This is a genomic window from Duncaniella sp. (genome assembly GCF_029054785.1).
Taxonomy (GTDB): domain Bacteria; phylum Bacteroidota; class Bacteroidia; order Bacteroidales; family Muribaculaceae; genus Duncaniella.
Genome location: NZ_JAIDEN010000103.1, coordinates 1 through 19658 on the forward strand (window position 1 = coordinate 1; position 19658 = coordinate 19658).

The 19658-nt window shown below is 54.3% G+C and carries 19 protein-coding genes; 11 read left to right on the top strand and 8 right to left on the bottom strand.

Features of this window, described 5'->3' with window-relative positions:
• The first annotated feature begins 851 nt into the window (after positions 1-851).
• Entirely contained in the window at positions 852-1610 is a 759-nt protein-coding gene (locus tag K2H17_RS06950; RefSeq protein ID WP_300133040.1) for a glycosyltransferase family 2 protein, read from the top strand.
• A gap of 35 nt (positions 1611-1645) precedes the next feature.
• On the opposite strand, the gene K2H17_RS06955 is transcribed toward K2H17_RS06950, so the two are convergent.
• Together K2H17_RS06955 and K2H17_RS06960 are read right to left on the bottom strand one after the other, a co-directional pair.
• The gene (locus tag K2H17_RS06955; protein WP_300133043.1) at positions 1646-2260 is read right to left on the bottom strand and encodes a ribonuclease HII; all 615 of its coding nucleotides are present in this window, start codon (positions 2258-2260) and stop codon (positions 1646-1648) included.
• On the bottom strand, positions 2257-2949 hold the full coding sequence (locus tag K2H17_RS06960) for a response regulator transcription factor (RefSeq protein ID WP_300133046.1): 693 nt from the start codon (positions 2947-2949) through the stop codon (positions 2257-2259). The genes K2H17_RS06955 and K2H17_RS06960 overlap by 4 nt, the downstream gene beginning before the upstream one ends.
• 221 nt (positions 2950-3170) lie before the next feature.
• Here K2H17_RS06960 and pyrH point away from each other — a divergent pair, with 221 nt between their 5' ends.
• The 9 genes from pyrH (at position 3171) to K2H17_RS07005 (ending at position 11888) form a co-directional block, all read left to right on the top strand.
• The gene (pyrH, locus tag K2H17_RS06965) at positions 3171-3881 is read left to right on the top strand and encodes a UMP kinase (RefSeq protein ID WP_300133049.1); all 711 of its coding nucleotides are present in this window, start codon (positions 3171-3173) and stop codon (positions 3879-3881) included.
• Between the two features lie 47 nt (positions 3882-3928).
• Complete coding sequence (gene frr / locus K2H17_RS06970; protein WP_300133051.1) at positions 3929-4486, top strand: ribosome recycling factor; 558 nt, start codon at positions 3929-3931, stop codon at positions 4484-4486.
• Positions 4487-4649: 163 nt separating this feature from the next.
• Entirely contained in the window at positions 4650-5429 is a 780-nt protein-coding gene (locus K2H17_RS06975; RefSeq protein ID WP_300133053.1) for a radical SAM protein, read from the top strand.
• Complete coding sequence (locus tag K2H17_RS06980) at positions 5426-6343, top strand: LD-carboxypeptidase (RefSeq protein ID WP_300133056.1); 918 nt, start codon at positions 5426-5428, stop codon at positions 6341-6343. The genes K2H17_RS06975 and K2H17_RS06980 overlap by 4 nt, the downstream gene beginning before the upstream one ends.
• A gap of 201 nt (positions 6344-6544) precedes the next feature.
• Complete coding sequence (gene ybeY, locus K2H17_RS06985; protein ID WP_300133059.1) at positions 6545-6979, top strand: rRNA maturation RNase YbeY; 435 nt, start codon at positions 6545-6547, stop codon at positions 6977-6979.
• Positions 6980-8860: a tRNA uridine-5-carboxymethylaminomethyl(34) synthesis enzyme MnmG gene (gene mnmG, locus K2H17_RS06990; RefSeq protein WP_300133061.1), complete on the top strand. Its 1881-nt coding sequence runs from the start codon at positions 6980-6982 to the stop codon at positions 8858-8860.
• 68 nt (positions 8861-8928) lie between these two features.
• Complete coding sequence (locus tag K2H17_RS06995; protein WP_300133064.1) at positions 8929-9447, top strand: adenine phosphoribosyltransferase; 519 nt, start codon at positions 8929-8931, stop codon at positions 9445-9447.
• 67 nt (positions 9448-9514) lie between these two features.
• A complete protein-coding gene (uvrC, locus tag K2H17_RS07000) occupies positions 9515-11326 on the top strand; it encodes an excinuclease ABC subunit UvrC (RefSeq protein WP_300133066.1) in 1812 nt (603 codons plus the stop codon).
• A 133-nt stretch (positions 11327-11459) separates the two neighbouring features.
• The gene (locus K2H17_RS07005; protein WP_300133069.1) at positions 11460-11888 is read left to right on the top strand and encodes a phage holin family protein; all 429 of its coding nucleotides are present in this window, start codon (positions 11460-11462) and stop codon (positions 11886-11888) included.
• Between the two features lie 266 nt (positions 11889-12154).
• On the opposite strand, the gene K2H17_RS07010 is transcribed toward K2H17_RS07005, so the two are convergent.
• The gene (locus tag K2H17_RS07010; protein ID WP_300133072.1) at positions 12155-12919 is read right to left on the bottom strand and encodes an EFR1 family ferrodoxin; all 765 of its coding nucleotides are present in this window, start codon (positions 12917-12919) and stop codon (positions 12155-12157) included.
• A gap of 160 nt (positions 12920-13079) precedes the next feature.
• On the opposite strand from K2H17_RS07010, the gene K2H17_RS07015 reads away from it, so the two are divergent.
• Positions 13080-14234, top strand: a complete 1155-nt coding sequence (locus tag K2H17_RS07015) for an MFS transporter (protein WP_300133074.1) — start codon at positions 13080-13082, stop codon at positions 14232-14234.
• A 68-nt stretch (positions 14235-14302) separates the two neighbouring features.
• Here K2H17_RS07015 and K2H17_RS07020 read toward each other — a convergent pair whose 3' ends face one another.
• The 5 genes from K2H17_RS07020 to K2H17_RS07040 form a co-directional block, all read right to left on the bottom strand.
• Positions 14303-15589, bottom strand: a complete 1287-nt coding sequence (locus tag K2H17_RS07020) for a DUF2851 family protein (protein ID WP_300133076.1) — start codon at positions 15587-15589, stop codon at positions 14303-14305.
• A gap of 116 nt (positions 15590-15705) precedes the next feature.
• Entirely contained in the window at positions 15706-16185 is a 480-nt protein-coding gene (gene ribH / locus K2H17_RS07025; RefSeq protein ID WP_300133078.1) for a 6,7-dimethyl-8-ribityllumazine synthase, read from the bottom strand.
• Between the two features lie 46 nt (positions 16186-16231).
• Positions 16232-17254: a hypothetical protein gene (locus K2H17_RS07030; protein WP_300133081.1), complete on the bottom strand. Its 1023-nt coding sequence runs from the start codon at positions 17252-17254 to the stop codon at positions 16232-16234.
• Positions 17255-17295: 41 nt separating this feature from the next.
• Positions 17296-18159 carry a hypothetical protein gene (locus K2H17_RS07035; protein WP_300133084.1) on the bottom strand — a complete coding sequence of 288 codons (864 nt, stop codon included), beginning with the start codon at positions 18157-18159 and terminating at the stop codon, positions 17296-17298.
• Between the two features lie 529 nt (positions 18160-18688).
• On the bottom strand, positions 18689-19657 hold the full coding sequence (locus K2H17_RS07040; protein WP_300133087.1) for a hypothetical protein: 969 nt from the start codon (positions 19655-19657) through the stop codon (positions 18689-18691).
• Between the last annotated feature and the right edge of the window lies 1 nt (position 19658).

Sequence of the window (19658 nt, forward strand, 5' to 3'; positions counted from 1 at the left end):
AGAATCCAGGCCACTGCAAGGGCCCCATAGGGGTCCGCAGCTGTGGTTTTAGAACCATCCCCACCCCCACAAAAGAGCGCCGTAGGTGCAAAACATCCGTTGAAGAGTTTCGCACCTACGGCGCTCTTTTAATCATATAAAAATTCCATATACCACAGCTGCGAACCCCTCTGGGGCTCTTGCAGTGGCCTGGATTCTTCTGACCGCTAACGCGGCCATTAGCGAATAACCATGCCGTAATTTTCCACCCGCTACGTGGTCATTTTTCCAACCTTTACCAATAGCCACGCATATATTTTACCACCCGCTAACGCGGCTTATCTGCTTCAGCTTTTGCCAATAATTTATGCCAATAACTTCTCCCGATGACTAACGCGGCTATGCCGGATACGTGTAGTATAAGGGTGGAAAACGGTAATTGCAGATTAGATTTATTAATATTTTTTAAGAATTTTATTTAATTAAAAATATGTCCGCAGGCGGACAATAAGCCTCTTTGAGGGGGTAAAAAGAAAATAGAGAAACCTCACGGTCTCTCTATTCCCTTAACCTAACTTTTTTAGTTGACTTTGTGTTATGCGTTGCTTTGATAGTAGCTATAAGCCTTCTGACGTTATAGTAGAAACAAAAGTACAAATTATATTCGAATTCTACCCCCCCCGTTGGTTAAAAAGTGTTAACACGGGTACTTGAGGTAGCTTTTTGCTCTTTTTTTAGATATTTGCCGACTGGCTGTCAAAAAGAGTTTTGAAAAAATAAATTTTTTGTCCTACATTTGTAACGTCCTATGCGGAGACGTTTCGGTCTCCCAGTTGTTGTAAACGGCAGTCATAGGCATATTATTTTATAGAATGAAAAAAATTTCAGTCACTATTCTTGCATTTAATGAAGAGAAACGCGTCGGCGCTTGTCTGGAATCGTTGCGTGGAATAGCTGATGAGATCATAGTTGTTGACTCCGGCTCTACGGACCGGACGGTCGAGATCTGTGTGAAATTCGGATGTCGGGTCACAGCCCGCAAGTTTGACGGTTTCGGCGCCCAGCGCCAGTATGCGACCTCTCTCACCACCCACCAGTATGTGCTTTCGATTGATGCCGACGAGGTTCTCTCGCCTGCTCTTCAGGAGTCGATTCTGCGGCTTAAGGAAGAAGGTTTTTCCCACAGAGTTTACAGCATTTCCCGTCTTAATTTCTATTGCGGTTTTCCGGTCAGACACTGCGGATGGTATCCCGACAGACAGATCCGTCTCTTCGACAAGCGTTATGCCAACTGGAATCTGCGCGATGTGTCCGAGGCAGTGATTTTCCGTGATTCGGTGCGTCCGGCTCTGATTGACGGAGACATTCTTCATTACCGCTGCGACACTCCCCAGCAGTATGAAGCCGTGGTCAATTCCCATGCCAAGATGAAGGCCAGGGTGCTTGCGGCGGGTGACCGGGAAATCAGCGCCATATCCCCTTTTCTCCACGGCATGAAAGCCTTTTGGAAAACCTTTGTCAACAAGGGTGGAATATTTGAGGGAAAGGTTGGCCGGGAGATTTCACGGCAGTCTTACAGAGCTGAAATGCTTGCCTACACGGCGGCCAGAAAAATAAAAAAATCATCCTGACGGGATGATTTTTTTGTATCCTGAGTCCGGAGTTCTCACTCTTGGCTTTCCGTTTCGGGGAGCAGTCTGAAAGTCATGCGATGGATCGGAGAGGGGCCGATTTCGGCTATGGCGGCGCGGTGGTCGCGGGTGGGATAGCCTTTGTTTACCTCCCAGTTGTAGCCGGGATATTTTTCGGCGGCTTCGCGCATGAATTCATCGCGGTGGGTTTTGGCCAAAATTGAGGCTGCGGCTATGTTGCCGAACTTGGCGTCGCCTTTGACCACCGTGACATGACGGATATCTTTGTATTGTTTGAACCGGTTTCCGTCGACGGCAATGCCTCCGGGGACCACGTCGAGTCCGTCAAGCGCGCGGTGCATGGCGAGGATCGAAGCGTTGAGGATATTGATTTTGTCGATTTCCTCATGGTCGGCGATGGCCACAGCCCATGCCACGGCATCGCGTTCGATCACCGGGCGCAGTTCCTCGCGCTGCTTTTCGGTCAGCTTTTTCGAGTCGTTGAGCAGGGGATTGGAGTAGCCGTCAGGGAGAATCACGGCAGCCGCAAAGACAGGACCGGCCAGGCATCCGCGTCCGGCTTCGTCACATCCGGCTTCGAGAATGAATGGAGTGGTCGAGGAGGGCAGAGGTGCGGAAAGTTTTTTCATATCGAGTCGATGAATCCGTAGCCTAAACCTGAGCGGTTGACAATGTGCTGTCCGTAAGATCCGAGTTTTTTGCGGAGGCGCGAGATGTTGACATCGACAAGACGCGGGTTGGTCATCTCCTCACCGGGCCATGTGGATGAGAAGATTTCCTCGCGGGGGAAGAGCTTGTTGCGCGAGCGCATCAGCAGTGTGAGTATCGAAAATTCTGTCGGCGACAGGGCCACAGCCTCGCCGTCGATGAGCAGGCTGCGGGAATCGACGTTGAGGATCAGAGTCCGGTACTCGATTGTCCGCTGTGTGGCCGCAGGCGCGAAGTTGCGGTGACGGCGCAGGACTGACCGTATTCTCGCCATGAACTCACGCAGCGAGAAGGGCTTGATGATATAGTCGTCGGCACCGGCGTTCAGTCCGGCTATGATGTCTTTTTCACCGTCGCGGACGGTACAGAACATGAGCGGCACGTGGAGGGTCATGCGGTCTTCCTTCATTCGTTCGAGCAGTTCCAGGCCGTCGATCTCGCCTGGGAGAACCACCTCGGAAATGACAAGCTGAAAGGTGTCGAGCGGAAGAGTCAGAGCCTCCTCTGCCCGGCTTACAGCCGTGACATTATAACCCTCGCTCTGAAGATTTTCCATCAACAGGGAGGTGATGCCATTGTCATTGTCAACAATTAGTATTGAAGGAATCACTGTGTCTTACGGATGTGCTTACGATTGCAAATAGTTATGCGGAGAGGGTAGTATCGGATCTGAAATCCGAGAGCAAATATACTGAGATTTTGCAGAATTTATGAAATTTGTAACAGAATTGTGTGACTTTTGAAATAGAATTGTCATTTTTTAAAGGAATAATCCTTACCTTTGTTGAAACAAGAACTTCTGACACATATATTATATATAAGCACAAGCAAATGGAAGCAAAATACAAAAGAGTGTTGCTGAAACTCAGCGGTGAATCGCTCATGGGAAAGCAGGGCTACGGCATCGACACCGAGCGTCTTTCGGAATATGCCTCGCAGATCATGGAGATCTGTTCGATGGGTGTCGAAGTGGCCATCGTCATCGGCGGCGGCAACATTTTCCGCGGCCTTTCCGGCGCCGCAAAAGGTTTCAACCGTGTCAAGGGCGATCAGATGGGTATGCTCGCCACTGTCATCAACTCACTGGCTCTTTCATCGGCTCTTGAGGCAATCGGACAGCCCGCCAAGGTGCTTACCGCACTGAATATGTATCCCATCGGCGACTACTATTCCAACCGTGTGGCGATCGAAGCTCTCGAACAAGGACAGGTTGCCATCATTGCCGGAGGCACCGGAAATCCGTTTTTCACAACCGACACCGGCAGCGCTCTGCGTGGCATAGAGGTCGAGGCCGACGTGATGCTCAAGGGCACCCGCGTCGACGGCATTTACACCGCCGACCCTGAAAAAGACCCGACAGCTGTCAAGTTTGACAAGATCACCTATGACGAAGTCTATAACCGCGGCCTCAAGGTGATGGACCTCACGGCCACTGCGCTCTGCAAGGAAAACCATCTTCCGATCGTTGTTTTCGACATGGACACCCCCGGCAACCTTCTCAAAGTCATCAAAGGCGAAAACATCGGCACTCTCGTCTATTGAACAAGACCTTAAACAAGCTCTTAATAAATCAATAAATACTCCCCTTTATGGAACCCTCTGATTACCTTAATCCGGCCGAAGAAAAAATGGAGATGGCCGTGGCTTATCTTGACGAATCGCTGGCCCACATCCGTGCCGGCAAAGCCAATCCGAAGATTCTTGACTCGGTGCGTGTGAGCTACTACGGCTCGAACGTCCCCGTGTCGCAGGTGGCAAACGTGGCTGTCCCCGACGCCCGCACGATCACCATCACTCCCTGGGAAAAAGCCATGTTCAAGGAGATTGAAAAAGCTATCATCAACTCCGAAATCGGCATCACACCTGAAAACAACGGCGAGATCATCCGCATCTCGATTCCCCCTCTGACCGAGGAGCGTCGCCGCGCTCTTGTGAAGCAGTCAAAGGGCGAGGCCGAAAACGCCAAAGTCAGTGTCCGCAACGCACGCCGCGATGCCATCGAAGGCTTGAAAAAAGCCGTCAAGCAGGGCATGAGCGAAGACGTCGAGAAGGATGCTGAAAACGACGTTCAGAAGCTCCACGACAAGTATCTCAAAAAGATCGACGATCTCTTTGCAGCAAAAGAAAAAGAGATCCTGACCGTCTGATCAGGTCCCGGAATTTTCATAAAAAAACAGCGGAGATTTTCAGCATTTCAGCCGGAAATCTCCGCGATTTTAACCACCCTCTCTGATGTCTGTCCGGCAGCTTGGATCCGGACAGACATCAGAGGTTGTTTCCACCTCCGGATCATATTTTTTCCGATAATATATGCAGACCGTACTCTTTCACTCAACCATTTTCGGCCCGATCAGATCGCGGCGGCTCGGCGTTTCGTTGGGCATCAACCTGACCCCTGACGACGGTAAAATCTGTACCTTCGACTGCCTCTACTGCGAGGCCGGTTTCAACGCCCAGGGCCCCGGAACCACCGGTTTTCCTCCCCGCGAGCGAGTGGCCCGGATGCTTGAATCGAGGCTCAGAAACATGAGCGAGGCGGGCGAACCGCTCGACGTGATCACCTTTTCGGGCAACGGCGAACCGACGCTTCATCCCGAATTCGCCGCCGTCATCGACGACACTCTCAGCCTGCGCGACCGCTATTATCCGCAGGCCAAAGTCAGTGTGCTGAGCAACTCCACACGCCTTGACCGGCCTGACGTGGAGGCCGCCCTGCGCAAGGTCGACAACAATATTCTCAAACTCGATTCGGCGCTGACCGACACCATGCGCACCATCGACCGCCCGACTCAGCCCTCGTTCACCTCCGGAAAAGCCGTCGCGGATCTCAGCCGCTTTGCAGGTCAGTGCATCATCCAGACGATGTTTCTGCGTGGAGAGTATGACGGCGTGAGGATCGACAACACAAGCCCTGAGGAGGTCGAGGCGCTCATCGAGGCCTACCGTCAGATCAGCCCGCGCGAGATCATGATCTATTCGATCGACCGTCAGACTCCCGCCGAGGGGCTTGAAAAAGTCTCGCACGAGGAGCTTGAAGCGATAGGGCAGCGCATCAGTGAGGCAACCGGCATTAAAGTTCAGGTGGCATGAGCGAAGACCGTCCGATCCTGACCCCGCGACCGCTCGCTCCCGGCGACCGCGTTGCCATAGTCTCGCCCGCAGGCATCATCAAGCCGCAGGTGGTCTATAATTCTCTTCCCGTACTGGCCGACTGCGGGTGGGTGCCCTATGTCGGCGTCAACACCTTCAACCGTTCCGGCACTTTTGCCGGAACAGCCGATGAGCGCTATTACGATCTGGAGAATGCCTTGCTCGATCCGGACACCCGCGCCATCATCTGCTCGCGCGGCGGCTATGGTGCGGTCCATCTTCTCGACCGACTCGACCGTCTGCCTCTGCGCGACGATCCGAAATGGATCGTCGGTTACAGTGACATCTCGGCGCTCCACGCTCTGATGACCCGCCACGGCATCAAGTCGATCCATGCGCCGATGACAAAACACATTTCCGAGAACCGCGGACGCGACACCGACTCGCGGCGCCTCTTCGAAATCCTTTCCGGTTCGACTCCCGATCTTCGCGCCGGCTCCCATTCTCTCAACCGCACGGGTCAGGCCGAGGGTCTGCTGGTCGGAGGCAATCTCGCGGTGATCGCCGGACTGATCGGCACTCCCTTCGATGTCATCCGTCCCGGACGCATTCTTTTCATTGAAGACATAGCTGAACCTATATATAAGGTAGAGCGCATTCTCTACACTCTCCGTCTGAGCGGAGTGCTCGGCAGTCTGGCCGGACTCGTGGTCGGACGCTTCACCGACTATGCTCCTGACCGCGGCTCGGCCTCGATGGAGGAAATGATCAGCCGGATGGTCGCCGACTATTCCTATCCGGTTGCCTACGGAATTCCCTTCGGCCACGTTGACCACAATGTCCCGCTCGTCTGCTCGTCGACGGTCCGCCTCGACGTCAATAAAAATTCCACTGTCCTTACAGCGATAGGGTAGGGGAGAGCATCGGTTTCTTAAGTCAAAATCTTTCGAAAATTCACGTCCATCTGTCTTGATCGGCGTGAATTTTTGATTCTCGGAGGGCTAAATTTCGGATAATTGATTTTGTTATAGTAGATTACCCCTGATTTTGGCTTTTCGGCGATTGGTTCAAATAAAAATTTTGACCGACATCGAAAAAATCCTTAACTTTGTAACATGAACAAAATTGAGTGGCTGACCGACGGACTGACTCCTATGCCTGGCATCGACGCCCCGCTTTTGGAAAAGTGGATAGCGGCGGTGGCCAAAACACACAACCGTATCGTCGGGCCTCTCACCTATATATTTTGCGATGACCCTAAGATCATAGAGGTCAACCGACAGTTTCTCAACCACGACTATTTCACAGATATCATCACCTTTGACTATTCGCGCGGACGCATGGTCTCAGGCGACATGTTTATATCACTGGACACCGTTCTCTCCAATTCCGAAATGGTTGGAGCCACTTATGAGCGTGAGCTTCACAGAGTCATAATTCATGGAGTACTCCATCTGTGTGGGATCAACGACAAAGGTCCCGGAGAGCGTGAAATAATGGAAAACTTTGAAAACCAAGCACTTGAATTGCTTGAAGAAATAAAATCATAAATGAACTTCGACTATGACGTCATTGTCATCGGCGCCGGTCATGCCGGATGCGAGGCTGCTCACGCGGCTGCGCGTCTCGGTGTGTCGACCTTGCTGATGACAATCGACATGAACAAGATTGCCCAGATGAGCTGCAATCCGGCCGTAGGCGGAATTGCAAAAGGGCAGATAGTTAGGGAAATCGACGCTCTCGGCGGCATGATGGGTATCGTCACCGACGAAAGCGCCATACAGTTTCGTATGCTCAACCGCTCCAAAGGTCCTGCCGTCTGGAGTCCGCGTTCCCAGAGTGACCGCATGGAGTTTTCCCGCCTGTGGAGAAACATTCTTGAAAACACTCCCAATCTCTCGATCTGGCAGGATTCGGCCAACGGTCTGCTGATCGAAGACGGTCGTGTAGCAGGTGTCACAACCTGTCTCGGCGTCACATTCAAAGCCAAATGCGTAGTCCTGACAGCCGGAACATTCCTCAACGGACTCATGCACACAGGCCCCGTAAAGCTCCCCGGAGGACGCGTTTCAGAGCCTGCATCCTATGGGCTGACCGAACAGCTCAAAGAGCTTGGATTCGCCACAGACCGCATGAAAACGGGCACTCCTGTGCGCATCGATGGCCGCTCGGTGGACTGGAGTCTGACAAATCTTCAGGACGGAGACAACGATTTCCATAAGTTCAGCTATCTCCCCAACGTGCGCCGTAAGCTGCGTCAGCGCCCCTGCCATACGGTCTACACCAACCCCGAAACCCACAGAATCCTGCGTGAAGGCTTGCCCTTCTCGCCCCTCTACAACGGCCAGATCCAAAGCATCGGACCCCGCTACTGTCCCAGTATCGAGACCAAAATAGTGACCTTTGCCGACAAGGACGAACACCAGCTTTTCCTCGAACCGGAAGGCGAGGTGACCAACGAATACTATCTCAACGGTTTCTCCTCCTCGCTTCCGATCGACGTTCAGATCCGTGCGCTGGAGACCGTTCCGGCCTTGCGGAATGTCCACATTTTCCGCCCCGGCTATGCCATCGAATATGACTTCTTTGACCCGACTCAGCTCTTCCACACCCTTGAGACGAAACTCATCTCAGGTCTCTATTTCGCCGGTCAGGTCAACGGTACGACGGGCTATGAGGAGGCTGCCGGACAAGGCCTGATCGCCGGAATCAATGCCGCTCTCAAGGTCAAAGGCGCCGAGCCTTTCACCCTTGCACGCGACGAGGCATATATCGGAGTGCTCATTGACGACCTTGTCACAAAGGGAGTGGACGAGCCATACCGAATGTTCACATCGCGCGCCGAATACCGCATCCTGCTGCGTCAGGATGATGCCGACATGCGTCTGACTCCGCGTGGCCATGCCATAGGTCTTGCCTCTGACTATCGTTTCAATGAAATGGAAAGCAAGCGCCGTCAGCGCGACGCTCTGATCGACTTCTGCCGCGAGTTTTCAGTCCGTGCGGCCCTGATCAATCCCTATCTTGAAAGCCTCGGCGAGCAGCCCTTGAAGCAGGGTCTGAAGCTCTATGATCTCATCCTGCGTCCGGGTCTGACAATCGAAATTCTCGCCAAAGGAATCGAGCCTTTCGCTGCCTATCTTGACGAAAACATCGAGGCCGTAAGGCGTGAGGAAATAGTCGAGGCTGCGGAAATCCTTATCAAATATCAGGGATATATCCAGCGCGAACAGCAGATCGCCGACAAGCTTCGCCGACTCGAAAATCTTACCATCCGGGGTAAAATCGACTATGCCTCGCTGACCGCACTTTCAACAGAAGCCCGTCAGAAACTGGAGCGCATCAACCCTGAGACAATAGCCCAAGCTTCGCGCATTCCTGGCATCTCTCCGGCTGATATAAACATCCTTCTCTTGCTCATGGGACGATGAAAAATCATTGTTTCACGTGGAACAATTTCACTAAAATGAATCATAAATCCTAAACTCAAAAATACATCATGGAATATCTGAAGCAACGTATACGCGACGTTTATGACTTCCCCAAAAAGGGTATCGTCTTCAAAGATCTTACCACTCTGTTCAAGGATCCCCGCGGCCTGCACATCATCGGCTGGGACCTCTCTCAACTTTACCGCGACAAAGGTGTTACTAAAGTGGTAGGCATCGAATCGCGCGGTTTCATCGGAGGTTCTATCCTTGCCTTCGAACTCGGCGCAGGCTTCGTGCCTGTCCGCAAGCCCGGCAAACTGCCTGCCGATACAATTCAGGCTTCCTATGATAAGGAGTATGGCAAAGACGTTATCGAGATCCACCGCGACGCTATCACCCCCGACGATATCGTGGTTCTTCATGATGACGTTCTTGCCACCGGAGGCACAATGGCTGCTGCCTACGAGCTTGTGAAATCAATGAACCCGAAGAAGATCTATGTCAACTTCATCATTGAGCTTTCCGCGCTCAACGGTCGTGCCAATCTCCCTGCCGACGCTGAAGTCACCTCGCTGATCACATATTGAAATAATCACATATTGAAATAGAGTGTGTATAGCAAACACACTCTATTTTTAAACCCCGTATTGTTCATTGGCCAGACACAAGAAATCGGCCTCTCTGACCGAGAAAATATCAATCCTTCCCGATACCCCCGGCGTCTATATGTATTATGACGCCGAGGGTACGGTGATTTATGTCGGAAAGGCCAAGAATCTCAAACGCCGCGTCAGCTCATATTTCAACCGCACTCATGACAGTCTCCGCACTAATCTGCTGGTGCGCGCGATCACCGACATGAGCTATATCGTTGTGCCTACCGAGCAGGATGCGCTCAACCTCGAAGCCTCCATGATCAAGGAGTATCAGCCGCGCTACAATGTGTTGCTGAAGGACGACAAATCCTATCCCTGGATCGTGGTGACCAATGAACCTTATCCGCGCGTTTTCATGACCCGCCAGCGCATAAAGGACGGGTCGAAATACTATGGTCCCTACACCGACACCGGCAGCGCGCGGGCCACTCTCGATCTGCTGAAAAAGCTCTACTGCATCCGCTCGTGCCGTCAGCCGATGACTCTCGAATGGGTCCGTGCCGGGAAAGGACGCCTCTGTCTGGACTATCATCTCAAGCGCTGCAAAGGCTGCTGCACAGGGCTGGTTTCTTCCGAGGACTATTGCCGCGACATCGACAAAGTGCGCGCGATTCTGCGCGGCGACATAGGCGAGCTTCTGACCTATCTGCGCGGTGAGATGGAGAAACTTTCCCTCGAATTGCGTTTCGAGGAGGCTCAGGAACTCAAGGAGCAGTATGACCTGATCAGCCGCTATCAGGCCAAGAGTGTCATCGTCTCGCAGACCATCGAGGATATCGACGTGTTCGGCATTGACGATGAAGACAGCGATGTCTACATAAATTATATGCACATCCGCCACGGGGCTGTCGTGAAGTCTGTGACCCTTGAATTCAAGCGCCGTCTCGACGAGTCAAAGGCGCAGCTTTTGGGCTATGCCATGTCGGAGATCGCCGAGAGCCTTGGGGTTGTTTTCCGGGATGTCATCGTGGCTGAGGAGCCGGATGTGGAGATGCCTGATGTGCGCTTTATCATACCTCAGCGCGGCGACAAGGCCAAGCTCCTCGAAGTCTCGCGGAAGAATGCCCGCCAGCATCGGATCGACCGCATAAAGACAATGGAGAAGCGCAATCCGGAGACCCGCACCGACAGGATTCTGAAACGCATGCAGTCCGATTTTCATCTTTCGGAACTTCCGCACCACATAGAATGTTTCGACAATTCGAACATCCAGGGCACGAATCCAGTCGCCTCCTGTGTGGTCTTCAAGGATGCCCGTCCGAGCAAGAAAGACTACCGTCATTTCAACATCCGGACCGTGGTCGGCCCTGACGATTTCGCCTCCATGAAGGAGGTGCTGACACGCCGCTACACCCGCCTTGTCAACGAGGGTCAGGAGCTGCCTCAGCTCATTGTTGTCGACGGCGGCAAGGGGCAGCTTTCGGCTGCTGTCGAGGCTCTGGACGATATGGGTCTGCGGGGACGGATCGCCGTCGTTGGCATTGCCAAGAGACTTGAGGAAATCTATTTTCCGGGTGACAGCATTCCGCTTTATATCGACAAAAACAGCGAGACTCTGCGCGTGGTCCAGCACCTGCGCGACGAGGCCCACCGCTTCGGCATCACCCACCATCGCGACCGCCGCAGCAAGTCGCAGGCCGTATCCGAACTCGACGGTATCAAGGGTGTCGGCGAGAAAACCCGCACTGCTTTGCTGACCCATTTCAAGAGCGTCAAACGTCTGCGCGAAGCCGACATCGACGCCATAGCCGAGATTGTCGGACCCTCCAAAGCCTCGGTCATCTTCGCCGCGCTCCACGCTGAAGACTGATCGTCGGGGCGAAAATTTTTTTGCCCATCTCCGCATTATCGCACCTTTTTCCACCCTCCACGGACTTATCTTTGCATTGTCATCATCCCCCGGCTTAAACCATCATCACCCCCAACTTAAACCGACATTGCAAATGAATCTCACACGCATCTTTCCGATCCTTCTGCTTCTGAGTGTGGAATACTCCGGAGTCTTCATCGCAGTGATAGCCGACCTCGTCAGCGGACTGCGCAAATCACGTTCGCGAGGCGAGAAATGCACCTCCTTCGGACTGCGCCGCTCGGTCGACAAACTCCTGCGTTACTATCTCGTCCTGATGGCCCTCTCGCTGGTCGATTTCATGGCCATCGCAGCCTTTATTCTGCTCAAGGACTCAGGCTCAATATCCATCCCCGAATTTCCCTTTCTCACCACCTTCAGCGCCCTCTCCCTGGCCCTGATTGAAGTAAAAAGCATCTGCGAAAAAGCCGAAGACAAAGGCGACCTGCGCAGTGCCGCCAAGCTCCTTTCCGACCTCCTCAGCCGCATCCCCGCCGGGCTCCTCAACCGCCTCGGAAGATAAGGGTCAGGCATCTAAAAACAGACCGATTGGCCTCTGGTCTAATTGGTCTAATTGGCCTAATTAGACTAATTGGCCCAATTGGACTAATCCCCAAAACTCCCAGCTCTCCCAAAACTCCCAGCTCTCCCAAAACTCCCAGTTCTCCCAGTTCTCCCAAAACTCAAAAAAAGTTCCCAGCTCTCTCAAAACTCCCGGTCCTCCCAACCCCTCTCAAAAAAACTAAAACTTTCGTTTTCTTTCCCTGAAAGCCCCTCTCAGGAGCTCCCTCATTCCCGGCAATTGGCTCTGATAATCTCCATGAGGCTGACCTCCGGATTTCGGAAGCAGAAACGGCTTTTCTCCTTGTGGTATCTGATCGCCCCTTGCGGGCAATTATGATAACAGCCCGTGCACTTCATGCAATTTCCAAGCCACTCAGGGCGCCCGTCGGCAAGCCTGACATTTCCCATCGGGCATACCTTCACGCAGCTTCCGCAGCCGTTGCAGCGCTCGCTCTCCACCCGGAATCCACTGTCGAATTTACAGCCCTGAGGCATCAGCTCTTCAAACAGCCCCACTATCCGGTCTGCGAAGCCCGGCTTTTCAATAAATTTTTTTCGTAGTCTGACATCCCCCGCAATGGTCTCCATCTGCGCGGGGATTTTTTTGCGTTTTGTAGTTCTGACCTGCTTCTCGACATTGACTATCGTGAAATTGTTGTCGACCATTTTGATGGTGCGTATATAGTCGAAGCAGATACCGTTGCTCTCCCCCAGGCGGCGTATATGGAGCGCCGCACGGCCCGCGATTTCTCCGTAGGTCAACACGGCGAAAATATACGGCGCGTCAATTTTGATGCGCCCCATTAATCTGACAAACAGATCCGGAATCTGGCCGAAATAGACAGGCATCACAAAGCCCACCCCATCGGGATCGCTCAGCTCGATCGGACCCTCCTGGGCTGAAAGCCAGGCCGCGCTGACACATTTGTCGGAAATTCTCTTCGCAACCGCCAGTGAATTGCCGGTCGCCGTGAAATAGATGACAGTCATAGTGAAATTTATGTCGTTAAGAGTTACTTATTACAGTGACTTTTCACAAAAGTAGCAATAAAAATTGGTCTCCTACCGGATTTTAGCTAATTTTGCACCCTCAAAACCCGATCTGTTGACGCATAGTGTTGGTTTACAATAATTTATTAAGCCTATTAGTATGAAATGGATGCCTCTGATCCTGCTTACCGTCGCCGGATTCACATTCAACACCTCCGAGATTACCCCGATCGGACTTCTCAGCGACATTGCCGGTGACTTCGGTGTGACCGAAGCCCGCGCCGGATTGCTCATCTCGATCTACGCCTGGGTTGTGGCCCTCCTCTCCATGCCGCTGATGCTCTGGTGTGCGCGCATGGACTTCCGCCGTCTGCTTCTGATAATTGTCGGAGTGTTTTTCGTAAGCCATATCGGCTCCGTGCTCTCCACCGGCTACTGGTCCTTGCTCGCCTCCCGAATCGGCGTAGCCTGCGCCCACTCCCTCTTCTGGTCGATCGCTCCTCCGATGGCCGTCGCCGTCACTCCCGACGGGAAACGCTCCACGGCCCTCAGCGCCCTCGTCGCCGGCGGAGGCATAGCCCTTGTCGCCGGTCTCCCCCTCGGACGTATGCTCGGCCTTCTTGCCGGATGGCGTGTGACCTTCGGCGCCCTCGGCCTTCTCTCAGGTCTGATCCTCGTCGGACTCTTCCGCTACTTCCCCCGCCTCCCCCGCAGCGGTGAGGGCGAATCGCGCCGCAAGATGTTTCGCGATGTCATCACCTCGCGTCCGCTGCTCATGATCTATTTCATCACCGCTGTCATCGTGACCGGCCACTACACCGGTTACAGCTATGTCGAGCCTTTCATGGACAGCGTGGTCCACATGGAGGCGAAAGCGATCACTCTGACGCTCGCTCTCTTCGGAGTGGCCGGTCTTCTCGGCAGCGCTCTGATGACTCGCTATTTTCCCCGCTATCCCCGCCGCATCATTTCTCTGGCTTGTCTCGGCATGCCGCTCATGCTTCTTCTGCTTCTCCCGGTTGCCTCGCTCTCGGTCTGGCTTGTCGCAGTGCTCTGCATCTTTTGGGGGCTGTCGATCACAGTCTACAATATCGCCTTCCAGAACGAGATCATCGTCCTCGCTCCCCACAATTCGGCGGTCGCCATGAGTCTCTACTCCGGAATCTTCAATCTCGGCATCGGCGGAGGCGCCTTTGTAGGCGGCATTGTCTGCAACCACGGAATGATGGCCGATATAGGTTTTGTAGGCGGTTCTATCGCGCTCGTCGCTGCGATCTACGCAATCTTCCGTTATTTGCCTTTGCGTAGATTTTAGGCCCGTTTCCGTGGCTTTTTCTTTCGGGTTTTTCTGATGATGTCCGGATGAGGGGCCGAAAACGCTCCTCAGCGGCTTCGCCGGGCCTTTGAGGCAAGCAGCGTGTGGCCGAGCCGGCAGTAGAGACATTTCCGCTGCTCGCAGTAGCATCGGCGCAGCTGGATGAGCGCCTGTGACGTGAAAGCGTCCTTGCATCCGATTCCGGCGCCGGTGAAGAGGCTGACGATCGAGTTGTTTTCCGACGGCAGTTGCTGAAGCCACTCCATTGCCCGCAGCCCCATCTCCTCGTCGCCGTGCATTTCCCCGTAGGCCATCATCAGCGGAATGGCCACATTGATGATCAGGATATCGGCCGAACTTTTGCTCAGGGTCTCGAAGCTGCGTTCGCTTCCGGGACCGAAGGTGAAGTGTGAGGCCCAGTAGCCGTTCAGCGGCTGACGGAACAGCCCGCGCACTTCCTCGACGCTCGCGGCCTGGATGATTCTGCGCACCAGTCTGAAGTCCGAGGCCACGAGCTGCGCCAGAAGGGCTATGCGACGGTGTGGGAAATTGTGAGGCCTCATCCTTGCCATTTTCCATCCTAAGGGCTGCAAGGGTCGCAGCGAGAATTTGTGGGCGAAAAAGCGGTGTTCCCTGATCAGCTGTCCGACGTATGGATCAGCTTTCGGCGCATTGTCCAGAAAACCGCCCTGCCCGAAAAACAGAGCCTCGATGGCCAGCGGCGAATCGCTGTGCTTGCGCAGGAAATGCAGTGGCAGCGACATGGCCAGGCGCTCCATCGGCTCGGAATTGGTGCTGAATCCGAGAGCGCGGGCCAGGACCACGTAGCATGTCTGTTCCCAGTCGCCGGTATATTGCCTGAGCAGTTCTTCGACCCGTCCGGTTTTGGAGTAGACTCTTTCATAGGCGAGCGCCGTCAGCCAGTCGGTGCGGCGCAGGGAGTCCATAGTCTTTATTTCGCCTGCGCAAGGCAGGTCGATGTCCGCGCGGTCCACAAGCTCGTGGTAGCGCACATGGAACTCAGGCTCGCATCTCATCACCATCTGCGGGATCACTTCGCCGTTGTGGCGCCTGATCGCCGTGTCGTCGCGGTCCACCACATGGAGCACCACCGAATTGTATGCACTGTCCGCATCGTGGCGGTGGCGGTGCCAGTCGCTTGCCCTGACATGGATCTCGACATCACCGGCCCACATCGCGTCGCCCAGTTTTATTTTGGCATTGAAAAAGTCAGGCCCCGCATCGGTATTGAGCCGACCGGGGTCTATGACGGTGACTTTGCGCCCGTCCACAGTGACCATGTCCGTCTGTTCCAGCAGGCGGTGTTGCCACACATATTGCATCAGGCGTTCCATCAATGCAGAGAGTTGAGAGAGGTTGGGGAAAGAGGATTTAAAAAGTTGTTCAGGCTCATAATCCAATTAGACTAATTGGACTAATCGGACCAATTGAGATCTTGCTGTGCCGGGCCTTAGAGTTCGTCGATCTGACGGTTGAGAGCAACCATCTTGATGGCCGTTTCAGCAGCTTCCGAACCCTTGTTTCCGAGAGAGCCTCCCGCACGGTCAAGAGCCTGCTGCTCCTCGTTGACGGTGAGCACACCGAAGATAACCGGAATGTCACAGTCGGCGTTGAGCGAGGTCATTCCCTGGGTCACGCTCTGGCAGACGTAGTCGAAATGAGGCGTGTCGCCCTTGATGACGCAGCCGATGATGATGACAGCGTCATAAGATCCGGTCTCGATGAGCTTCGATGCGGCGAAGGTCAGTTCGACGGCGCCGGGGACGCTCACGACGGTGACATCCTTGTCCGCCATTCCGTAGTTGCGCAGTGTTTCCAGTGCGCCGTCGCGCAGTGCGCCTGTGATATGGCCGTTCCATTCGGCCACGGCTATGGCTATTCTGAAATCTTCGATTCTTGGAAGAGAGCTTGTCGGAGTGTGCTGTGACATTGTTTTGTTCCTTTGATTGGTTGTTGTTGTCTTGAACTGTTGTTTTTCACTTCGGAAACACCTTGTGCCAGAGACCCAGTATGTCGAGTGAGGAGCTTTTGGCATTGTATAGGATGTCTACTATCCGGCGGTGTTCGTCAGTGGCGTTTATCTTTGTCGCTTTGTGGAGCATCGTATTGAGCAGATGGATACCCTTGTCCTTCATGGCGCTGATGCGCAGCATCGACTCGCCGAGGGCTATCGACAGACGCAGCTGACGGAGGCTGAACTGGCTTTCGATCTTGGTCAGATATTTCAGCGCGCGGGTGTAATACTGCACGGCCTCGCGGTGGCGTCCCATCTGGACGAGTGTGTCACCCTCGGCTGTGATCGAGTCGATCAGACGGCTTGTGGCTTCCTCCACTTCCACCCCCGCACTGACCATCTGGAGATAGGTCGATGTCACCGCCTGATAGTGGGCCAGGAGTTCGGCCTGGCTGACGCGGTTGCGGTAGGTTGCGGTAGCGGCGTTCAGGGCCATGACGTGGGCCGAGGCATAGCGCGCCGGATCGTTTTTGGCCAGACGCTCGAAAATCTTGAGCGATTTGCCCAGTTCGCGTTCAGCCTGCTTGTATTCCTTGCGTTCGGTGTGGAGATAGGCAATATCATAGAGCAGAGAGCCGAGAATGGCTAAAAAAGGCTCGTCCTTGCGCTTGGGCTCCTGGGCGAGCAGCGACAGGGCCGAGGCTGCGGTTGTCATCGCTGCTTCATTGTCGGCCTTCTCGATGTAGAGGGCCGTGAGGATCTGCATCAGAGCAGCGTGGATGTTGAGCAGATGGCGCTCTTCCTCCCCGTTGCGGCTGATCAGCTCATCGATCTCGCAGACCCCGTGGATCGCACGGTCTGTCTCGCCCTTCTCGACCATCTCCACAGCCGTGGCACGCAGAAAGTCGTAGGCTGTGTTGAAGTCAGCCTCGCCGATCGCATGGCGGATTTCCGACATGGCGCGGTTGCGCTTCAGCATATTTTTCAGTGAGGCGATGTCTGTCGTTGTCTGAGAGAAGACCGGCTCTAAGGATATGGCTTTCATCTGATGCGTTGTGGAGGGGTTATATCGTATGGAGGATTTTCTCAGCGTGAGCAGGGATGGTTGATCCCGGCGGCAAGTTCGCTGTGTGAGGTCTCGTTGGCATAGTCCATGATCTCGTCCGGATCACGCTTGCCCTCGGCCATAGCTCTGACCGCGCCAGCCAGAACACCGGCGCTCCATTGCAGCTCGCTGTTGTCGGTCTTGTGGCAGAGGAGGCTCCACGAGCGGTTGCCGTCGAAGAAGCGCAGTTTTTTCTCTGCCGGATCCATGTGCAGGAAGCGCGGACAGTAGAAAAGCAGATGGTCCTTGAAGATGGCCTCGGTGTCTTTCCCGCCGAAAATCGCACGTATGTCGCCGTCGCGCCCCACAATGAGGTCGGCAAGTTCCAGACAGTCAAAAACCGAAGGCATCACCCTCGTGATTCTCGGCACCTGATGGGCCTCGAAATAGGGCAGATAGACCAGATAAGCCTTGCGCGCCTTGGCATAGCGCAGAAATTCGAGCAGCCGGCTGTGGTTGCGCTCTTCAAGAGCCATGTAGGAACCGTAGACAACGATGTCGCCCTCGTCGATCCGCGGCCACACCGCATTGACCGGCTCGGCGGGAAAACGGCTGTGGTCCACCTTGCGGCTGTCGTCACCCTCAGGAAAGATTCTGACCGGGCTGACCCCTTCGGTGAAGCGGTCGACCGAGGTCACATCCACACGCGCCTCCTCAAGCGTCCTGACTATATGGTCGCCGACAGTGCCTGCCGCAGCCTCGCCGACCCAGATGGTCGGCAGCTCCATGCGTCCGTCAAGCAGAGCCGCATTCACGGCCCAGTCGCCCACTCCGGTCTGCGCAGAGCCGTCAGGGAAGAGCGAAACGCTGAGAGAGAGTTCACCGATGTAGATTGCCTTTTTCATAATTAACTTGTCCTTTTTGGGGAAGATGGATAGTCCGGTATATCGGAATAGTAACGTCTGTAAAACGCATAAGTTCATCCCGGCAACCACCGATCCTATCGGCAAAATTACAACAAAATCACGACTTTTCGCACCTCCACCCCCAAGAAATACCAAAGATTCGCATTGTTGTCGGTCTGAGTGCCGTGTCAGGCCATATATGACAACCGCAGACGCTTTTTCCGGAGGCATAAAATCAAGAGAGACAGAGGCGGCGGGTGGGGCGCTTCTGTCTCTCTTTTGTCTCTCCGTCTTACATGAGGATTTTTATCTGTCTGTCTATCTATCAATATTATTGTTACTATTCGAATGATGAAATTTGGAGGTTGTTGCAGAACCTGACACAATCGGCCTTGGTAGGGACGCTTTGAAAAGCGTCCTCCTTCAGACGGCTGATTCCAAGCCAATTGCGGATGCTTTAAAAAGCGCCCATGCTATGAGTCATGGTTTTGCGACACCCTCTTGGTGCGGAGAGTGTTTCCTTCGGGGCCTATCTTCCGGTGATGTCGGAGATGTTGAACGAGCCTGACATGTCGCGGATTTCGATCTTTCCGTGGAGGATGTCGAAGAGGAATTCGCGGATCTTCTCGACGGTCAGAGTGGCGGGTTTGCCGTTGCGGTCGTTGCCGATGTCGTATGTTTTGAGCAGCTGCGGGCCGAGGGCGGCTGCGGTCAGCAGGAAGTGGTTCTGGAATTTGTCGGTGTTGACCAGATCGGCGGCGAGCACCTTGCCGATGACGGTGTAGCTGCGGAGTACTTTGGTCATTTCCTCTCCGGCGAGGGTCGAGAGCAGTTCGTCGACATTGAGGTCGATCCTGATCTTGCCCGAATCTTCGGCCTGGGGGAGCTGTTTGTAGAGCGCTCCGAGGTCGGCGAGGCTGAGGTTGAAGAGGCATGTGCCGGGAGCGGCGTTGACCGGCTCTACGGAGAAGGCGCTCGGCAGCAGCAGGTAGTTGATCCCTGAGAGGCGCACGGAGGGGGCGTTGAAGGTGCCGATCATTGAGCTGCGGATCTCGGCGTCCTGTGTGGCGAAGACTCCGCCGATCACAACGCAGTTGTCCAGCGTGATGTCGTCAGCATAGATGCTTCCGGCCACAAAGGCGTTGGTCAGGGCCACGCTCTTGGCGTTGATGTCGGCGAGAAACATGAGCCGGGCCTTGTCGCCTCGCGATACGATGGAGTTGGCCGAGCCTACACATTTCCGGAAGGTGATTTCTCCGGCGGCGTCTGTCGCCACATACAGCTCGTTCTGGGTGAAGGCCGCGCCCTGCACTTCAAGGGGACCCTGCCGCACTTCGATGCGGTTGCCGAAGACCGGACCTTCGACCACAGTGTTGCCCTTGAAGATGATGTTGCGGTTCAGTTCCGAGGTTTTTTCGGGGAGTATGGAGCTGCGGACCAGATTGTCCTGCAAATGTATGTCGGTTCCGTTGATACGGATTTCAGTCAGTTCTTTCATG